The 19,309-nt window shown below is 38.8% G+C and carries 23 protein-coding genes; all 23 read left to right on the top strand.

All coding sequences use genetic code 11. The features are described from left to right. Positions 1 to 163 precede the first annotated feature (163 nt). The 23 genes from Q8N16_02355 to Q8N16_02245 all read left to right on the top strand — a co-directional run bounded on the left by Q8N16_02355 (position 164) and on the right by Q8N16_02245 (position 19,140). Complete coding sequence (locus Q8N16_02355; GenBank protein MDP3093583.1) at positions 164 to 403, top strand: hypothetical protein; 240 nt, start codon at positions 164 to 166, stop codon at positions 401 to 403. A gap of 178 nt (positions 404 to 581) precedes the next feature. After that, entirely contained in the window at positions 582 to 1,202 is a 621-nt protein-coding gene (locus tag Q8N16_02350) for a thioredoxin domain-containing protein (GenBank protein ID MDP3093582.1), read from the top strand. A gap of 545 nt (positions 1,203 to 1,747) precedes the next feature. Then, positions 1,748 to 2,335: a type IV toxin-antitoxin system AbiEi family antitoxin domain-containing protein gene (locus tag Q8N16_02345; GenBank protein MDP3093581.1), complete on the top strand. Its 588-nt coding sequence runs from the start codon at positions 1,748 to 1,750 to the stop codon at positions 2,333 to 2,335. A gap of 4 nt (positions 2,336 to 2,339) precedes the next feature. Further along, the gene (locus Q8N16_02340) at positions 2,340 to 3,044 is read left to right on the top strand and encodes a nucleotidyl transferase AbiEii/AbiGii toxin family protein (protein MDP3093580.1); all 705 of its coding nucleotides are present in this window, start codon (positions 2,340 to 2,342) and stop codon (positions 3,042 to 3,044) included. A gap of 180 nt (positions 3,045 to 3,224) precedes the next feature. Then, entirely contained in the window at positions 3,225 to 3,347 is a 123-nt protein-coding gene (locus Q8N16_02335; protein MDP3093579.1) for a hypothetical protein, read from the top strand. Between the two features lie 7 nt (positions 3,348 to 3,354). Then, positions 3,355 to 4,068, top strand: a complete 714-nt coding sequence (gene radC, locus Q8N16_02330) for a DNA repair protein RadC (GenBank protein MDP3093578.1) — start codon at positions 3,355 to 3,357, stop codon at positions 4,066 to 4,068. Between the two features lie 4 nt (positions 4,069 to 4,072). Then, complete coding sequence (locus tag Q8N16_02325) at positions 4,073 to 4,420, top strand: nucleotide pyrophosphohydrolase (GenBank protein MDP3093577.1); 348 nt, start codon at positions 4,073 to 4,075, stop codon at positions 4,418 to 4,420. A 2-nt stretch (positions 4,421 to 4,422) separates the two neighbouring features. After that, positions 4,423 to 6,318 (top strand): DUF2075 domain-containing protein, encoded by a 1,896-nt coding sequence (locus tag Q8N16_02320; protein MDP3093576.1) that lies wholly within the window; start codon positions 4,423 to 4,425, stop codon positions 6,316 to 6,318. A 63-nt stretch (positions 6,319 to 6,381) separates the two neighbouring features. Beyond that, complete coding sequence (locus Q8N16_02315) at positions 6,382 to 8,010, top strand: AAA family ATPase (GenBank protein MDP3093575.1); 1,629 nt, start codon at positions 6,382 to 6,384, stop codon at positions 8,008 to 8,010. A gap of 39 nt (positions 8,011 to 8,049) precedes the next feature. Beyond that, the gene (locus Q8N16_02310) at positions 8,050 to 8,439 is read left to right on the top strand and encodes a GxxExxY protein (GenBank protein ID MDP3093574.1); all 390 of its coding nucleotides are present in this window, start codon (positions 8,050 to 8,052) and stop codon (positions 8,437 to 8,439) included. A 32-nt stretch (positions 8,440 to 8,471) separates the two neighbouring features. Next, entirely contained in the window at positions 8,472 to 9,143 is a 672-nt protein-coding gene (locus tag Q8N16_02305; GenBank protein ID MDP3093573.1) for a hypothetical protein, read from the top strand. Between the two features lie 263 nt (positions 9,144 to 9,406). Next, on the top strand, positions 9,407 to 9,934 hold the full coding sequence (locus tag Q8N16_02300) for an NYN domain-containing protein (protein ID MDP3093572.1): 528 nt from the start codon (positions 9,407 to 9,409) through the stop codon (positions 9,932 to 9,934). A 170-nt stretch (positions 9,935 to 10,104) separates the two neighbouring features. Next, positions 10,105 to 10,503: a secondary thiamine-phosphate synthase enzyme YjbQ gene (locus Q8N16_02295; protein MDP3093571.1), complete on the top strand. Its 399-nt coding sequence runs from the start codon at positions 10,105 to 10,107 to the stop codon at positions 10,501 to 10,503. Positions 10,504 to 10,815: 312 nt separating this feature from the next. Further along, the gene (locus Q8N16_02290; GenBank protein MDP3093570.1) at positions 10,816 to 11,622 is read left to right on the top strand and encodes a basic amino acid ABC transporter substrate-binding protein; all 807 of its coding nucleotides are present in this window, start codon (positions 10,816 to 10,818) and stop codon (positions 11,620 to 11,622) included. Between the two features lie 42 nt (positions 11,623 to 11,664). Continuing rightward, complete coding sequence (locus Q8N16_02285; GenBank protein MDP3093569.1) at positions 11,665 to 12,585, top strand: HAMP domain-containing protein; 921 nt, start codon at positions 11,665 to 11,667, stop codon at positions 12,583 to 12,585. 152 nt (positions 12,586 to 12,737) lie between these two features. Then, the gene (locus tag Q8N16_02280) at positions 12,738 to 13,058 is read left to right on the top strand and encodes a lycopene cyclase domain-containing protein (GenBank protein ID MDP3093568.1); all 321 of its coding nucleotides are present in this window, start codon (positions 12,738 to 12,740) and stop codon (positions 13,056 to 13,058) included. Positions 13,059 to 13,061: 3 nt separating this feature from the next. Beyond that, positions 13,062 to 13,388, top strand: coding sequence for a hypothetical protein (locus Q8N16_02275; GenBank protein MDP3093567.1), 327 nt, complete (start codon positions 13,062 to 13,064; stop codon positions 13,386 to 13,388). Between the two features lie 577 nt (positions 13,389 to 13,965). Further along, positions 13,966 to 14,571, top strand: a complete 606-nt coding sequence (locus Q8N16_02270) for a uracil-DNA glycosylase (GenBank protein ID MDP3093566.1) — start codon at positions 13,966 to 13,968, stop codon at positions 14,569 to 14,571. Positions 14,572 to 14,800: 229 nt separating this feature from the next. Beyond that, the gene (locus tag Q8N16_02265; protein MDP3093565.1) at positions 14,801 to 15,382 is read left to right on the top strand and encodes a hypothetical protein; all 582 of its coding nucleotides are present in this window, start codon (positions 14,801 to 14,803) and stop codon (positions 15,380 to 15,382) included. 110 nt (positions 15,383 to 15,492) lie between these two features. Continuing rightward, a complete protein-coding gene (locus Q8N16_02260) occupies positions 15,493 to 15,993 on the top strand; it encodes a DUF1097 domain-containing protein (protein ID MDP3093564.1) in 501 nt (166 codons plus the stop codon). 42 nt (positions 15,994 to 16,035) lie between these two features. Further along, on the top strand, positions 16,036 to 16,593 hold the full coding sequence (locus Q8N16_02255; GenBank protein ID MDP3093563.1) for a nucleotidyltransferase family protein: 558 nt from the start codon (positions 16,036 to 16,038) through the stop codon (positions 16,591 to 16,593). Then, the gene (locus tag Q8N16_02250; protein MDP3093562.1) at positions 16,581 to 17,183 is read left to right on the top strand and encodes a 4-vinyl reductase; all 603 of its coding nucleotides are present in this window, start codon (positions 16,581 to 16,583) and stop codon (positions 17,181 to 17,183) included. The genes Q8N16_02255 and Q8N16_02250 overlap by 13 nt, the downstream gene beginning before the upstream one ends. A gap of 160 nt (positions 17,184 to 17,343) precedes the next feature. Next, positions 17,344 to 19,140 (top strand): ABC transporter ATP-binding protein, encoded by a 1,797-nt coding sequence (locus Q8N16_02245; GenBank protein ID MDP3093561.1) that lies wholly within the window; start codon positions 17,344 to 17,346, stop codon positions 19,138 to 19,140. Positions 19,141 to 19,309: the final 169 nt, after the last annotated feature.

Raw genomic sequence — 19,309 nt, 5'->3', positions numbered from 1 at the left:
AGTTTTTTCTCGGGCTTGCTTTCTAGTAAAAAAGGCGTATGATAAAAATAGAGACTCTGAGAGTTTTGGCCTACAAATAGTTGCCAGATTGGCATTAAGGAAAAGACTCAATAATGCTATTTGCGACTCACCGTTATTAGGAGTTGCTTTTTATCTACGAAACATGATTCCAAGATTCAAAAAGGCTCCAAAAGCTATAAACCAACACTTAAATAAAGAGCAGTTCTTAGAGGAGCACAACAGATTGTCTCCCGAAAACTTGAAAGCGACTATTCCTTTACTTTCTCGTTTTAGAGTAGAAAAAGCTTCGCTTTTTAAGAGCAATGATTGGCCTATAGACAAACTCAGGAGGCCATTTATTTTGTGGCTCACTTCTTCATCTTGGGGTAAAAAGAAAGCATAAATCTAGCTGAACAGATTATGAAAAACAAAAAGAGTAAAAATTATTGCAAGAGCAGAACAAGACGCAGGCGATTTTTAAAAAAACATCGGTAAATACGTTTTTATCATAAAATCGCCAATTAGGCGGTTTTTTGGTAGGATAAAGCCGACGAAAACTAAGGAGATAAAAATTAAGGTTTATGGCTGTTTTAATCAATTTTAAAATTTGCGACAATTCTAAAGATTGCAGCGGAATCGCAGTTTGTCCAATAAAAGCTTTTTATTGGGACAGGAAGAGAAGAACAATTGCGGTGGATAATAAGAAATGCAAAAGCTGCGGTCTCTGTGAAGAATCCTGTCCGGTTGGCGCCATTAGAGTAGCAAGAACGGCCGTAGATTATAAAAGAATAAAAAGCGAAATTGCCAGAGATCCGCGCCGGGTTTCGGATTTATTCATTGATCGGTACGGCAGCGAGCCGAAAAGCCCTGCTTTTATCATTCCGGCGGAAAAGTTTAAGATTCAAATTCTTGAATCGGTGCAGCCGGCGGTAGTTGAATTTTTCAATCACGATTCAATCAAATGCCTTTTACATTCAGTGCCGGTAAACGAGTTATTCAAAAACGTCAAAATCAAGTACCGGAAAATAGAGGTTCAGGAAAACGACGGATTATTGAGGCGATACAAAATCAAAAAATTGCCATCTTTGATATTTTTCAAAGACGGAGGAGTAGTCGGAAAAGTTGAAGGATATTACGGGATCGGAGACAAAAAAGAACTTCTAGAGAAAGTAAACAGGATTATTTCTAAAATCAAAAAATAAATCAGGATGTTCTTTGCCCGCAATCGCCAAAGAGGCGATTTTTTTTGATCTTGCGCTAAGCCCGATTTAGCACAACTTATAATATCTAAAGGAGCTTAGCTCCTTTAGAGTTAGTTTCTCCTTGGCTTAGCCAAGGAGAAAATTAGGGAGACACAGTTTTATTGTTCAGGGAGTTTGTGCGAAGCTTAGCTTCGCACAAGATCATTAGTTTTGATTGAAAACCCTCGGTTGAAAACAAAGGAGGTCCGACCTCCCACGTTTTCTGATTTTATCGTCAAGGAGGGGCGTGCCCCGTATATGCGCCACCACGACGCGAACCTGTAAGATTCGGGAGTGGAAAGCCTTGTACGGGGCCTGCCCCGTATATGCGCCACCATGACGCGAACCCGTAGGATTCGGGAGTGGAAAGCATTGTGTGGGGCCAGCCCCGTAGACAACTCTGTTGTTCTACGGGGTTTTGAGTTTACGGGGTTGACTTCAACTTCTGCATGATTTAAACTAAAGGTGACATTACGTGTAACCTTTAGGCGTATCTCTATAAAATCATGGAAAAAGCTGATATTTTGAGCATTTTAAGGTCGAACAACACCGTTTTCTCTTTTAAAGAGATACTTTTGTCGTCAGGCGAAACCAACCCTGCCTTATTGAGAAGGCGGATCAGTTATTACATTAAAAAAGGAGAGTTATATCCGGTTAGAAGGGGCATGTATGCTAAGGATAAGAATTACGAAAAACTGGAATTAGCGACAAAGATATTTAGTCCTTCGTATATCAGTTTTGAGACCGTTTTAGGTGGAGCGGGAGTGACTTTCCAGTTTTACGGCCAGATCTTCGTCGCTTCTTATCTGACAAGAGAAATAACGGCTGACGGTCAAGCTTATGCCTATAAAAAGATTAAGGATAAGATTTTAACCGATCCGGCCGGAATCGAAAAAAGAGACAACTATTCCATCGCTTTGCCGGAGCGCGCTTTTTTGGATGTCATCTATCTCTGCAAGGATTACCATTTTGATAATCTTTCCCCTTTAAATTGGAACAAGGTTTATGAAATCCTGCCAATCTATGGCGGCAATAAAAGAATGGAGAAAAAAGTCAAGCAATATTACCAATTGGCTCAAGACAAAATCAATTAAACCTATGTCGCTCAATATCGTCACACACAAAAATATTCTGATCAAGATACTGAAAGATATTTACACGGATCATGCGATCGGGCCGATTTTGGGCTTTAAAGGCGGTACGGCAGCCTATTTGTTCTACGGACTCGACCGTTTTTCCGTTGATTTGGATTTTGATTTGCTTGAAGAAAGCAAAGAAGATTTTGTTTTTGAAGAAGCGCGAAAGATCCTGGAGAAATACGGGGTCGTCAAAGAAGCCGGGAAAAAGCGCTTCAATCTGTCTTTCGTGCTTGCCTACAGCGATAAGACTCCGGCTGCCCAAAATATCAAAGTGGATATTAATCGCCGGGGATTCGGCTCAAAATATAAAGTGGAATCGTATCTGGGCATCTCCATGAAAGTCATGACGCAGGAGGATATGTTTGCCCATAAGCTTTGCGCTATGTACGAACGAATCACCAAAACCAACCGCGATATTTATGATGTCTGGTATTTCCTGGAAAAAAACTGGCCGGTTAATAAAGAAATCGTTGAAACGCGGACTGGAATGCCGTTTAAGAACTTTTTACAGAAGTGCATAGATCTTTTAGAAAAAACGGACAAGAGAAGTATTCTTGCCGGCATGGGTGAGCTTTTGAACGAAAAACAAAAAGACTGGGCCCGGGCCAAGCTCCGCACCGAGGCCATCTTCCAGCTGAAATTGAAGCTGGAGAGCGAAAACTGATTTCCAAAGATCTGCTTGATCCCGTAAAACAAGGCATTTAACCTCAAGGAAGAGAAATTGATCCAATTGACATTATTTTTCAGCCGGTTATATCGAAATACATGATTCATTTTTGGTACAATATGGTAAAAAAACTGAATCGGTTGGAAGTCGAAGGAAAATTTAGAAATAGTTCTGAAATTGCTTCAAAATTCCAATACTAACTTCAAAACCGAGCTGAAAAAACTCCTGCCGGCCAGCCATCAGATGATTCTAAAAGATTTCAAAAAAAACCTCACTCAAGAAATCAAAAAATATTTATAAAGAATTTATGAGAATAAAAGACCTGCCTAAAATTGAAAGGCCGAGAGAAAAGCCTGTGGGTGCTGGTCATAGAAAGCGACTGAGGGGTAGATTTTTACAGTCAGGACTCCATGGATTTCTTGATTATGAAATAGTGGAATTACTTTTGACCTTGGGTACTCCGCGGAAAGATTGCAAGCAAATGGCAAAAGAAGCAATTAAAATATTTAAAGGATTGCGCGGCGTACTTGATGCTTCGTTTGATGAACTACAGCAAATTAAAGGTATTGGTCCATCTAACACATTCGGTATAAAACTTTTTCAGGCGGTATCTGAACGCTTTGCTAAAGAACATATACCAGAAAAAGTTACGCTTAATTCATCAAAGGCCGTAGCTGATTTTTTACAAAAATCTATCGGTCGGGAAAAGAAAGAGCACTTTGTTATGTTGTCTCTCGATGCACATAATTATTTGATAAAAATCAGTAATATCTCGGTGGGCTCGCTTAATGCAAGTATTGTTCACCCCCGAGAAGTTTTTAAAGAAGCGATTCAATCCTCTGCTGCACAAATAATAATTGCCCATAACCATCCGTCAGGAAATTTAGAGGCTTCGCCAGAAGATATTGCATTGACAAGACGTCTAGAAGAGGCAGCTAAAATTTTTGGCATTGAACTTCTCGATCACATTATTGTTACTAGAGACAAATTTTATAGTCTAAAAGAACAAAATTTAATATAAATTTATGTCTGATATAAAAAAACTTACAGAAAAAATTATAAAATTTCGCAACGAGCGAGATTGGAAACAATTTCATAATCCAAAAGATGTCGCGCTTTCGCTTGTTCTTGAAGCTGGCGAGGTCGTGGAGCATTTTCAATGGAAAAATAAAGAGGAGATTGATAAGTATATTGGAACAAATAAAGCCGATATTGGTGAAGAATTGGCAGATGTTTTATATTGGGTTTTATTGATGAGCCATGATCTTAAAATTGATATTCTCGATGCGCTTGATAAAAAAATCAAAAAAAACGAAGAGAAATATCCGCTCAAAAAAGCAAAAGGGAAATATACTAAATACAACAGGCTTTAATTATGATTCTTTATGAAGAAACAATTGAGCGATTTAACGAAGATGTAATGCAGAATTGCATTGCGGATCGTGCGGCTGAAAAGTACCGAACATATTACAACCGAAATCCCGGTGAACCCGAGTATCGATCTTGGGCAATTTCGCTTGCAATCCTAAATAATAGCTTCCATTACGCTGGCCTTAAAGACAACCATATAATTGTCGAATATGAACTTCCTTATTCGTCGCGAAGAATTGATGTTTTACTTTTTGGGCATGACATAGATGGACAAGAAAATATTGTGATAGTGGAACTCAAACAATGGTCAAATCAACATGTGCAAGACGCCGAAACTGACGGTAATGTAATTGTTAATTATGGACAATTTAAGAAGGAACAACCACACCCCGCCCTACAAGTACAAGGATATTACTTCGGACTAAAGGATTTTCTTAAGATTTTTGAAGAAAACAACCCGCCAGAGTTAAGTGCATCTGCATATCTGCATAATTATTCAAAGAAAATAAATGCTATTCTTTTTTCTCCAGAATTTTCCAGAATAATTAAAATCTTTCCGCTATTTGCAAAGGAAGACGCCGTTGAATTAGGAAGATATTTAAAAAAACGACTTCAAGGTGGCAGGGGACAAATAATTTATGAGCGATTTGCAAGAAGTCCAATAGAGCCGTCTAAGAAATTACTTGATCATACATCAGAGATGATAAATAAGAGGCAAATTTTTAATTTAATCGATGAGCAAATTGCTGCTTATAATGCGATAATGCACAAAGTTAAGCAGCTTGCGAAAACAAAACAAAAATCAGTAGTAATAGTAAAAGGTGGGCCCGGTACCGGTAAGTCAGTTATTGCGCTCGAGGTAATGGGAGAACTTCTAAGAAAAGGTATAAAAGTTATGCATGCTACTGGTTCGTCCGCATTTACCAATACTCTCAAAAAAATAGTTGGGGGAGAGAGGGGAAAAAACCTTTTTAAATTTTTCTTTAATTTTACAAAAGAACCAGATAATTCTATCGACATATTGATTTGCGACGAAGCTCATCGTGTTCGCAAGGATAGTAACGACTATGGAGTGCCATTTAAATTTAAGTCAAAAAACCCGCAGATAGATGATTTGATAAGACCGGCGAAATTAAGCATTTTCTTTATAGATGAGTATCAAATTGTACGGCCGAGTGAAGTTGGCAGCATTGCGATGATCAAGGAAACTGCTAGGCGTTTTGGTATAGATAATAAAAATATAGCTGAGTTCGAATTAAAAACTCAATTTAGATGTTCCGGCTCTGACGCTTATCTGCAATGGCTAGATAATATTTTAGAAATTCAAGATACGGAAATTACAGAATTTGATACAAGAATGGAATTCCGCATTTTCAATAACCCATCAGATATGATGGCTGAAATTAGAAAACGAAATAAAGAAAAACCAAACTCGGCTCGTATAGCGGCTGGATTTTGTTGGCCTTGGAGCAGCCCCAATTTAGATGGTTCGTTGGTAAACGATGTAAAAATCGGGAGTTTTGAAATGCCCTGGGAGAAAAAAGACCAGTTTTGGAAGTGGGCCACAGATAATTCGGGTATGGAACAAGTCGGTACTGTGTATACGGCACAAGGTTTTGAATTCGATTATATCGCCGTAATTTTCGGCAAAGATTTAGTTTTCGATCCAGTTGCAAATAAGTGGCGGGCGGTTCCAGAGAATTCTTATGATACGCAAGTGAAACGCAATAATCCAAACCTTACGAATCACTTAAAAAACGTTTATCGCGTACTTTTTTCCAGAGCCCATAAAGGCGTGTACGTTTATTTTATGGATAAAGATACAGAGAAGTATTTTAGGAGTCATTTACCAGAAATTAAACAAGCAATCCAAAGTTCGCGAATACGAAAAACAAATTGACCAAATGGTTTATAAACTCTACAGCCTCACCCCGGAGGAAATAAAAATTGTTGAAGAACAAAAATGAAGATCAAGAAATTCACAATACAGAACTTTAAATGCCTAGGTCCAGACCCAATTGACTTTGATTTTTCGGACGATATTTTAGTATTAATAGGGGAGAATAACGTTGGAAAGTCTTCTGTCCTTAAAGCTCTAGATATTTATTTTTCTGGCACAAAGACGATGCCGGTAGAATACTTCTTTAATAAACAAAATGATCAAACCCATGCTGTCGTGATTACAGTTGTGTTTAATAATCTTACTAATAGAGATAAAGTCCATCTGGCAATATCGCCATATATTTCACAAGAGGACAAAGAAGATGTGTGGATTTTAAGAAAGTCTTATTACTATTTGGAAGATGGTAGTGCTCAATGTGATTATATCGCGATCGTGAATGGCGAAGAAAAAAGAAATCCAACCGGCCGGCCTCAAAACTGCGACGATCTTTTTACTGATGAAAAAATGCAGAAAATTTATATTGAGGCTATAAAAAGTATATCTGATGTGACAGAAGGCAACACGAAAGCCGTTTTCGGCCAGTTGTTTAATCTAATTTTGCGTAACGATCTTGAAAAAACACCACAATTCAAAGAGTTGTTAGGTGCGTTCCAAAAATATGCAGCACTTTTTAAGGGGGGAACACAGCTTCCTAAAATCAAGGAAATAGAAGGGAAAATTACAGAGAGGTTATCGCGAATTATCCCTGCTAAAAGTTTGATAGATGCCGAGGTGCCTAAAGTCGAAAAAATTCTGCCGACTCCGAATATTCTTGCAAACGATGGAAGAGAAATTACTACAAGTCCAGAAGAACAGGGTCACGGTTTTCAAAGAGCACTTATCTTTGCACTCTTGGAACTCCTTGCCGAAACCAAAAGCCCCGCTTCTAAAGAAATCGGTCCTCGTAATCTCCTGATGATCGAGGAGCCAGAGATATATATGCATCCACAAATGATTAGGAAAATTACTAATACTTTATACGAAATTGCTGAAGAAGGAAAAGCGCAAGTAATTTTAACAACACATTCTCCCTTTTTAATTCGTATAGTAGACAAAAAGAAAGCCCTCATTCGTTTTGTGCGGACATCAGAAAATCACTTGAAAACTTTTCAGCAGAGCGAAGAAATATTCACTGGCGGAAATAGAGAAGAAGCAAAAGAAAGATTGCAGATGATTATACGCTTTGATCCTGCAGTGAACGAATTATTTTTCGCAAGAAGAGTTGTCTTATTAGAAGGAGATAGTGAATTTGTCACCCTTAAAGAGGGCGGAGAGTTTATGAATGTTTTAAGTGAAGAGACTAATCTTCATAAAAAAGAAGATACAACTCTTATAAATTGTCGCGGTAGGGATTTTATTCCCTTGTTTCAAAAAGTTCTTAATCACTTTCAGATAGATTATGTTGTTATTCATGATACAGAAGGTCAGGATTTGAATTCAGGAGCCAATGGAAAAATTTTAGAATTATTGAATAACCAAGAAACTAGAAGAAAGACATTTTCGCCAAATATCGAAACATACCTTGGTATTCAAATCTCTAGTCGTGATAATAAACCACTGAAGGTCGCTGAAAAAATAAAAGAACTAAATCGGAATAGACAACTCGAAAACAAAATCGGCGATTATATTAAATTTGCTTATAATATTTGAACTCAAAGAGAAAATTAGGAAGCTGACGAAAATAAAAATATGAAAAATATTAAAATTCAAAGAATAATTTCCATCGCAAAAGACGTTTATAAGAATCTTGGTTCTGGTTTTTCAGAAGATGTTTATGATAAAGCGATGCAGGTTGGGCTGCGCCTTGCAAAAATAAAATATGAGAGCCAAAAGGTGGTAGAACTTAAATATAGAGAGTATTATGTGGGCGAAGGATATCCGGATATAATTGTTCATTTTGGCCAGGAAAAAATAATCTTGGAGTTGAAGGCAGTCGGCGGCAGTTTGGGTTTGTCGGAAGAACAACAGATTAAGAATTACATGAAGATTTTAAAGATCAGAAACGGTCTTTTGATCAATTTTCAACAACCGAAAAAAGAAGGCAAAACACAATTAGAAATTCGTGAGATTACACTTTAATCAAAATTTAGGACGAAATAAAGGAAAGTTTTATGAAGAACATAAATCACGCACAATTTAAAAAAATGATTTCTGAGGTTCCCTCAACAACATTGGAAGATATTAGTATTTTATTGCCAGACGAGTATTTTGAATGTAAATTATCTAAAATAACCAGTAAAGAAAGGTTAAAAACAATGTTTTTGGGTTTGAATCGTAGTTTGCCTAATCTATATCGTTTAGAGTTGGATAATATGAGGCATCCTATTTTGGCCTTGATAGGAAATTTTAAAAGCAAAAACATTAGAGAAAAATTAAAGGGAAGCTATCTATCTGATTTTATAAAGCATTCAATCCTCAGGAAGTTTTTAGAAAGAGATAAATATACTAACTCAGGAGAGGTATATGCGGTTGTTAGGGCAAATCCCGAAATCTTAGAAAAGTGCGGGGAGGCTTTACTCAAAGAGATAGCTGTTTTCCAGATAAAAACAGTTTTTTGTTTTGGAGGTACAACATATTATTTTATTAAAAAATTCTTTAAAGATTACTATTCGGTTAAATTAAATGAAATAAATTCAAAAAGATTTTCTGTAAAAATAGATAATCGAATGATTAATTTTGTACAACTGACTCATTACAGCGGGAGAGCTTACGGGGCAAAAGAAAAAATTGAAAATGAGCTTAGGGATTATTACAAAGATAAATCATTAACGTTTTATGTTTAAAATTTAAATCTTCATTTTGCGTGACTGATAAAAGACGAGATAAATAGTCCGTATTGAATCATTTAGAAATAATCTAAAAGGAGAAAAGGGGTCAGGTACCTTTTATTATCCGTCCCGAGTTTGTCGAGGGACTTCGGAAGTGCGTGGCGGAAATGAGTCGTCCTCCGGGCGCCTCGGAGAACGCAAAACAAAAAGAGGGAATTAATTGAGAAACCCCAGTAGCAGTCCCGCTAAAAGCGGGACGCTACGGGGCAGGTAAAATTATGGAGAAAGAAGAAAATAATTACGCGTTTATAGACGGCAATAACTTATACCGCGGAGTAAATAATTCTGGCTGGAAGATTGATTTTTCCAGATTCAGAAAGTGGCTAAAGGACAAATATGGAGTAGATAGAGCTTATTATTTTATTGGTTTAATCCCTAAGGAAAAAGACATGTATGAGGCGCTGCAAAAGGCCGGATTTACTCTGATTTTTAAAGAAGTGGTTTATGACGGAGAAGGCAAACCAAAGGGTAATTGCGATGCCGATTTAGTTTTACGGGCAGCTAGGGATGTTTATGAAAATTCTTGCGAAAAACTAGTGTTAGTTACCAGCGACGGAGATTACGCCGGTTTGGTAAAATTTTTGCAAGAAAAAAATAAACTGAGAATCATACTTTCCCCAAGTATTCAAAAAAGATGTTCAATATTATTAAAAAGAACCAACGCGCCAATCACTTATCTGAATGACGTCAAAAATAAAATTTCTTTGAATAATAAAGAAAAAGCCCCCATTAAGGACGAGCCTTAACAGGGTCTTTTTCGTAGTGATATTATAATATTATCAAATACAGAATGCTTGTCAAGTAAAAATGGGGGTCAAATCTATTCTAAGCAAAAAGTCGATTCTGTAAGTATTCCAAGGAGCTTTTCTAAGGAGCTTAGCTCCTTTTGACTCGTAGAATTATATATAACATAAAAATGATAAGCGAATTTAGTGTTTCAAGCCAGGAAAGATATCAGTTGATTGATATTACTGATGAGGTTGAGAAAGTGGTAAAAGAAAGCGGTATTAAAGACGGGTTAGTTTTGGTGTTCGTGCCGCATTCAACAGCCGGTATTTTATTAACCGAAAACGAAGAGGGTTTAAAGCAAGATTGGTTAGTTTTTCTTAAAAAGTTAGTTTCCGGTTCAGGTTTTCAGCATGATAAAATCGACGATAATGCCGATTCTCATATTCTTTCCGGTCTTGTGGGCCAAGAAAAGATACTTCCTCTTAGAGGCGGTCAGATAATTCGGGGAACTTGGCAGCAAATATTTTTATTAGAATTAGACGGGCCGAGAGACAGGAAAATAATTGTTACAATTGTAAAAGATTAAGAGGGAAAAGGAGGGAAAGGGGTCAGGTACCTTTTTTAATCATTGGCTGGAAAGGTGACTGTCATCGAACAAAAATATGGGCGGAGCCCTTCGACTCGGCTCAGGGTAAACTAGGCTCAAAAGATCGCCAATCCGCCTTTTGGTAAAGATGGGTTTTTGCTAGAATAAGGTTGACAATAGAATACAAAGTAGAGTCAATGTCACTTTTCACATTGACAAGAGTAAAAGGTCGTTAAGTAAAACAAAATAAGAACCTTGCCTTCGGCAAGAACCTTGTTTCTCACTTCGCTCGAAATAATAACAGTACTTAATATGACCAAGAGAATAATTGTTTTGGCAATAGTAATCATATTTGCGCTTGGAGGTTTCGGGTTTTTCATCTATAACCAGTTCTTTTCAGAGAGAGGCAGGGCGCCCGAGCTGGGAAGAATCAATGAGATAAAAAAGAGAGGCGAGATTATTATCGGCACCGACGCCACTTATCCGCCCATGGAAAGCGTGGACGAACAGGGAAACTTCTTCGGCATGGATATAGATATAGCCAAGGAGATTGCTTCAGATCTTGGCGTTGAAGCAAAATTCAAGAATATTATTTGGGAAGAAATTTTTGATGCTGTTAAGAACAAGGAAGTGGACATGATCATATCTGCCATCACCATTACCAGGGAAAGAGCTGAGACTCTGGGCTTTTCTGACCCCTATTTTAATGCCGGTCAGGTGATTGTAAGCACGACAGACAAGAAAAGGATCATTAATGAGCCAGAAGACCTAAAGGAATATAGGGTAGGGGTTCAGGTCGGAACCACCAGCGAAGAAGAGGCGCGGAAATATGCCGCTAATCCGTCTTTGGTGAACACTTATGAGAATTATGATTTAGCCAAAGAAGATTTGCTTAAAGGCAAGATCGACGCGATTATTATCGATTATCCGGCAGCGGTTGGAATGACAGCCAAGGAAAAAGACTTGCAAATAGTGGGGGATATTTTTACCCAGGAGTTTTACGGAATTGCCATTCAAAAAGATCAGCCAGGGTTGCTTTCGCAGATTAATAAAACCATAAGGCGGCTTAAGCGGGAGGGAGAGCTCAAGAAGATAGAAGAAAAGTGGTTGAGCCAGTAAAAAGGACTATTGTTTTTGGAAAAGACAAATCTTTCATTTTAAATGAAATTTAAACCTAATCTTCAATTAAAACTACTCATTGTCGTTACCCTGGTTATTGCTTTGACCCTTTCGGTTTTTTATTATTTGAGCGTCAATAACCAGAGGAAGATTTTCTATGATTCTTTTCGCGATTCAGCCATCAGTTTGGCTCAAGCGCTTGATGCCAGCATTGGCAGCAAAAACGAATTAAACGATGTTGCCAAGCTGCAATCCAATATTTACAAGATGATATGGCTAAGCTCTAATATTGTCGGAATCAGCATTAGCTTGCCCGTTGAAACTGGTTTAAAAATTATAGCTTCTAATGATACTAGCCTGATTGGAAAAATGGCTATTCCAGAAAGTATTGCTTCCTATCAAGACGGGACGATTTCCACTAAGGTTGTGACCGAATTAGATGGCACCAATGTGCTGAGAGTCATTACTCCTGTTCATATTGGCGGCCAAAGAGTCGGCATTTACAGTATAAAACTATCTTTGGACTCCTTAGAAAAAATTATTGCCAAAACGCAAAGAGAGTTTTTATTGATTACCTTGATATCCATCCTGGCCATCATCGGCACCCTTTCCTTTTCAATAAAAATTACAGTAATAGATCCAATCAAACAATTGCTTAGCGGAATGGAGAAAATTGGAAGCGACGGATTAGACTATCGGGTTAAAACCAAGAGACAAGATGAAATCGGAGATCTGTTTTTTAGCTTTAATGTCATGGCTGAAAAATTAAAAGACAGGACAGAAGCTTTAAAAGAAGAAAGAGAGGGGCTGGCAGAAAAAGTCACACAAAAAACGAAAGAGCTTCAAGAAAAAGTCAATGACTTAGAGAGATTTAACAAACTTACAATCGGCCGAGAATTAAAAATGATAGAACTGAAAAAAGAAATCAATAAATTGAAGGAAACATCGAAAAATGACAAATAAGATTTTGGAAAGGTGGAAAGGTGACTGTCACCATCGAGGATAGGAACAAAATTAAGCTCAAATTTTGGATTTGGTGTGAATTTGTAAATTCTATCCGGATAGAACAAAAATAGTGTCAACTCTGGTTTTCAGCGCCATTTTTCCTAGTGTCCATGCCTGTTTATCTTAAATTTCTACTCATTTTTTTTCTTTTTCCTACAGTTTTGTTTTGGCTAAAATTTTTTCCTTTTTTGAGAAAATATAAAAAAACTTTTCTTTTAACTGTCTTTTTTGCTTTTATTTTTGGGGTTCCCTGGGATATGCTTTCGGTGAAAACAGGCCTGTGGTGGTATGATGCGGCACCAACGCTTGGAGTTTGGTTTGGTCCGTCAGGCAGCGGATTACCCTTAGAGGAATATCTTTTTATTCTGATTTTTCCAATGTTTGTGGCGACCATCACGTTGATTATCCGAGAACGTCTAAAACTAAAATAGGCTATGTTTGGAAAAAATACTTATCTTTTTTATACTTTATTTTTTGCTCTTCCTTTAATTTGTCTTCTATGGGGCTACTATTTTCCAATTCTGAAGAGAAAGGTCAAAACGGTTTTTCTCACTACTCTTATCTTAACTACTTATGGGTATTTTCTTTGGCCTCTAGGGCTTTTGTGGCAAACCTGGGCTTATTCTCCCGAAAAAATTTTAGACATCAAAATTGGCTTAACCCATCTTGAGGACATCCTTTGGTGGCTTTTAGTTTCTTTCCTCCTCTCTTCTTTCACCATAATATTTTCCCAGAAAGAAGAAGATGGCCAGCTCTTTTAACTCCTTAACATCACTTCTCATGAAGACTTTCTTTGTCGTAATTAAACTATAATTCCAAGTATATTGTCAATTCAAAATGTACATGGTATCTTGACTATAAGAGAGGAGGCGCCTATGAAAAAAGGGCTGCCTGAGTGGCTCAAATGGCTATTACTGCCGATCACCGGCCCCAGCATCATCATTTGGTTATGCTTGCTGGCCCTGGCTTGCCTTATCTGCGTTATAGTAGGCAAACGAAATTGGGCAGGCGCAATAATTGACTGGAGTTTCCTGAGCTGGGAAACGGCATAACAGCCATCAAGAATTGGCGTACCGGAACATCGGGCGCCTTTTCTGTTTACGTTTCATGTTAATGTTAAAATGGTGTCAACTCTGGTTTTTGACACCATTTTTAGTTAGGATAATCTAATATGTCGCGCCCATCAAGAATAACCATTCCGAATATACCATTCACATACTTAATAACTTCTTTAAACTCGGTAGGCAGGATTAAGAAGATTCAGAAATCATGAGAAATCAGGGCTGAGACTATTTATTCAATACTTGAATTTTCCGCCGCCAGCGTAAAATATAAAATATGAGGGAAAATCAAAAAGACAAATTGCTTTTAGCGATAAAAGAGGAAGTCATCAACTGCCGAGGATGCCAACTTTACAAAACTCGCAATTTTCCGGTCATCGGTCAGGGAAACCATGGCGCCAAAATTATGTTCATCGGTGAAGCGCCGGGGGCGAATGAGGACAAAACCGGAGTGCCATTTTGCGGAGAGGCGGGCCAAGTTTTAAACTTGCTCTTATCTTCCGCCGGCCTCAAAAGAGAAGATGTCTATATCGCCAACATTTTAAAATGCAGACCGCCGGCCAATCGGGAACCGGCTTTAGAAGAAGTTAAAGCCTGCGCTTCCTATCTTTTGAGGCAGATCTCGATCATAGAACCCAAGGTTATTGCTAGTCTGGGCAACCACTCAACCCATTTTATTTTAGAGCACTTTGGCGTGCTCGAAAGCGGTCTTGGCATCAGCAAGCTGAGAGGCAAAAAATTTGCAGTTCAAGATCCGCTGACCCAGAAACATTACACCATCATTCCCTTATATCACCCGGCGGTGGCGGTTTATAATCGTCATCTGCTAGATGACCTCAAAAACGATTTTAAAGTCATTGAAGAACAGCTGAAAGACGAATGAGTTTCTGAAGGGAAAGAGTAGATTCGATACACTCACTACAAGAGCGTTTGCAGTTGCTTGGCCAAGCTAAACAACCAAAAGCCAGGCAGCAACCGTTGCCTTTTACTTAAAACAAGGCTATTTTGAATATAGGTAGGGCCCATGAAGCAGTTTTTCGAGAAAAACAAGACATTTTTGTTAATAGTTTTATCCGCCTTTGTCATTGGCGAGTTTTTGTTAAAGTAAATCAATGGTTAATCTTGTCTATAAAAAGGCGGATGTTTCCGCAAAAAGAAATGATTTTTTGAGCCGTACTGGATTGATGATTTTTGCTGAGATTTTTCAATACCTCGGTTATTTAGTAATGGTGCCGGTAATTATTTTTTATGCTTTTTTAATTAGCGTTGTACTGATTTTATTTCAAGAGCTGGTTTTCGGCGGAACATTAACCCCACTCTTTAGCATTATTAATGTGTTTTTCAGGGTTCCCAATTCTTTTGAAATTGATAAAAGGACTGTTTTGATAATATACGGCTGGTTATCGCTCACCCTTTACATGTTGGGAAGTTTTATAAACCGCATTTTAAGAGTTAAATTTAATTTTACATTTAAAAAGAAAATAGAGATTATTTTAGCTATTAACATTTTTTTAGCCCTCCCGAGCTTTTTTATATCTTTTGTACTAGGCGGTCTTTGGGATAACATTGCCTTAAACTTATTGGCAGCATTTCTTATTTGTTTTGTGGGAACTATTTATATTCTTTTCGCCGTTGCGGTGAGCGCAGTTATTAAGAGAATAGCAGATTTTCTCTATAGCAAACCAGAGGTTTGATATATCAGTTTACTAACTGCTATAGCAAGTCGAAGGCTTGATATGTCAAAACTCTGTTTTTGCGCGGGGTTTTTTGGTAAGATATATCATTAATCTTAATCTTTGAAGAGATGAGATTTGTCCAGCTTTTGCCAACGGCCGTCGCGATTGCCCTAACAGCCGCTGTTTATGTTTTAATCGCTCAATATTTTCAAGTCAGCGCCCTCTGGCTCCCATTCATCAGCTGGGCATTATATTTTATCGCTGGCGGGAAACCATCTGAACTGCCCAAAGAAATAGCCGGGCTTACAAACGGAATGATCTTCGGCTATTTAACGCTGATTGCCGTTCTCCCCATCTCTAATTTAACCGGGGAAACCCTGGCGATGCCTGTGGCGGTATTTTTTGCGGCTCTATTTATCCTATTGCTGGAACCGATCAAACTGTTTAGCATGACGCCCGCCTATTTCCTCTCTTATACGAGCTATTTTGCTTATTTTTTCGGCGGGTTCGGAGGAGAGAAAGCGACTTCGTTTAACATCATACCCATGTTTTGGATATTATTGATGGTTGGCCTTGGATTGGGATTTTTTACCGCCGAATTAAGAAAAAAGATTTTACCTCGTATCTAAAAAGACTAAAAATCTTTGGCCAGGTAAAATCGATATTGAAATATGCGAAAAAGAGAGTTAAAAACGGTAATGGAGGCAAAAGATGTCCTTGATACCGTAAGACTGCTGGAGGCTAAAAATATTGATGTCTGGCTCGACGGCGGCTGGGCCGTTGATGCTCTTTTGGGCAAGCAGACGCGCTCCCACAGTGATTTGGATATAGTCGTTCAGCGCAAAGACGTGCCAAAACTGCGTGGCCTGCTTGAAGAGCGCGGCTACAAAGACGTGGAAAGAGACGATACCAGCGCCTGGAACTTTGTCTTGGGCAACGATAAAGGACGCCAAGTAGATGTACACGCGATTGCTTTTGACAAAAAGGGCAACGGACTCTACGGGCCTAAAGAAAAAGGGATGATGTATCCGGCGGCCTCGCTTGCCGGATCGGGCATAATTCGAGGGTATGCCGTAAAATGCGTTTCGGCAGAGTATTCAGTTAAATCCCATACCGGTTATAAGCTTAAAAAGGATGATTTCAAGGACGTCTACGCCTTGCACAAGCGTTTTGGAACAGCCTTGCCAAGCGAATATAATAAATCTAACAAAAACATATGGAAAAAATAGTCTCTAAAGAAGAAGCAAAAAAATTTATGGAAATTCCCGGCGAGGTTAAGGGTCTTTTTCTTATGACCAAGGCCGATTACATCCAAAAAGACCAAGGCGAAGAGGGGGTAAAAAAACTTGAGCAAGCCATGGTTGACTTTGACTATCCCCTAAAATACAAGGAAATAAAATCAACGAGTTTCTACCCATTGGGATTATTTATGTTTCATTTTACCGCTCTTCATAGACTTTTTGGCTATGACGAGAAAAGATTTTCGGAAATGGGAAAAGCAGAAGCTAAAAATTCGTCACCCCTGATCAGAATATTTTTAAGCCATTTTGCTTCTTTAGAGCGCTTGGCTCAAGTAGTTCCGAAAATGTGGAGGGATCAGTTTTCGATCGGCAGCCTCAAAGCAGTAAAAATAGACAAGAGCGGAAAGCAGTTTATAGTTAGGCTAAATGATTTTACCGGCGACCCGTATATGTGCTCAAGCTTGATGGGATATTTTTCTGGCATACTCAGCATGGTGGTTGGCAAAGCTGTCAGTTGTGAAGAGGTAAAATGCGTCCACCGAGGAGATTCTCATCACGATTTTTTGTTAAAATGGTAATGCAAGAAAAGGGGTCAGGTACCTTTTTAGGCCATGCGAGAAGCACGAGGCATTAAGAAAGTATATTATGCATTAGTCAAAAAAGGTACCTGACCCCTTTTCTGTCGCATTGACGAAACCCTTGATTTAGAAAAATGACATTCTCCGCTTGTCTTGGCCTATGAAATCTAAAAAATCTAACATAATCTATCCGGAAGTACATATTACAGATGTATTGTTTTTCTTGTGGCAAGTAGCGCGCAAACATTGGATTTCATTATTTTTGACTATATCCGGAGTGGTTGCCGCCAGCCTCTTTGAGGTTATCATCCCAATTTATTATAAACACTTCTTTGACATCCTCTCTTCGGGGCAAAACAAAGAGATTATCGCTTCTCAACTTTTTCGTGCCATTTTCGTTATTTTAATTCTGGGTGCTGGCGCTTGGACGTCTTGGCGCATCGGCTCGTTTGCCAACAGTCATTTTGAGGCAAAAACAATGGCCGGGCTAAGGCAGCAAGCTTATGATTATCTGACATACCACTCATACAGTTTTTTCATTAATAATTTTACAGGGGCTTTAGTCCAACGAGTCGGGCGTTACGCCCGAGCCTTCGAGCGCATTACCGACCGTATCGTTTGGGATCTTTTATCTCTTCTGGTTCGCATTGTTGGAATTACCATTATTACCTGGACGGTTAAACCAGCTCTCTCTATCTTAATTATCGGCTGGACAATCTTGTATTTAATCATAAATTATTTTTATTCAACCTGGAGATTGAAATACAGCCTTAAAATGACGGAGGCAGATTCACGGACAACGGCCATGCTTTCTGACGCCATCGCCAATCAAAACAATGTCGATGTTTTCTGGCGTCACAAAGAAGAATCCCGCCGGTTTAAAAGAGTGACGGAGGATCAGGCAAAAATAACTCTTTCAAATTGGAATACTGATGCCGGGCTTGATTCCATTCAAGCGGCGCTCATTGTCTTGATAGAATTCTTTATCTTTTATTTTTCTATTCGTTATTGGCAGCAAGGCATAGTAACGCTGGGCGTCTTCGTCCTCATCCAATTATATATTATCGGGCTTGGTTCTAGATTATGGGGCTTTAGCCGTATTATCCGCGATTTTTACGAAAGTTATGCTGACGCAAAAGAAATGGTGGAGATCATAAAACTCCCGCATGAAATTAAGGATACGCCGCTCGCGAAACCTCTCGACATCTCTTCGAGCGAGATAATCTTCAAAGACGTCAGTTTTTCTTTCAATAAGACCCGACAGGTGCTGAAGAAAATAAATCTAAAAATCAACCCGGGCGAGAAAGTGGCCATCATCGGTCCTTCGGGAGCCGGGAAGACAACGCTCATCAGATTGATGCTGCGTTTTTACGATTTAACCAGCGGCAAAATCACCATCAACGGACAGAAGATCCATCATGTGACATTAGAAAGCCTAAGGGGAAATATAAGCCTGGTGCCGCAAGATCCTTTGCTTTTTCATCGCACTATTATGGAAAATATAGGATATGGCAAGCCGTCGGCGACAAACAAAGAAATTATTGAAGCCGCGCGCCTGGCCCACTGCGATGAGTTTGTCGAATACCTGCCCAATAAATACGAAACTTATGTGGGCGATCGGGGGATTAAGCTCTCCGGCGGAGAACGACAGCGCGTGGCTATCGCCCGCGCCATTCTTAAAAATTCTCCGATATTGATTTTAGACGAAGCGACCTCTAGTTTGGATTCTCATTCGGAAGGTTTAATTCAAAACGCCCTTGATGTTCTCATGAAGGGTAAAACGGTTATCGTTATTGCTCACCGCTTGTCGACGATCAGAAAAATGAACAGAATTGTGGTTATAAAAAACGGTTCGGTTTTCGAAGAAGGCACTCACGAAGATCTGATCAAAAAAGATGGCAGCCTCTACGCCAAGCTTTGGAATATTCAAGCGGGCGGCTTTCTTCCCAAAAACTGATTATGACGAAATAAAATGGTGTCAACTCTAGTTTTTGACGCCATTTGGCTGGTCGCAATCGGGCGGTTGACTAACGGCTTGCTTTTCTGGAGGAAAAGATGTAATATATCAAACGTGAGTAAGTTTCTATTGAATTTCTTTCTTGGGTTTCTGTTAGCAGTAAGCCGTA

The organism is bacterium (genome assembly GCA_030693425.1).
In the GTDB taxonomy this organism is placed as follows: Bacteria; Patescibacteriota; Minisyncoccia; order Minisyncoccales; family GWA2-46-15; genus GWA2-46-15.
Note: the sequence above shows the minus strand (reverse complement) of the source record. Positions and strands in the feature narration are given on the sequence as shown.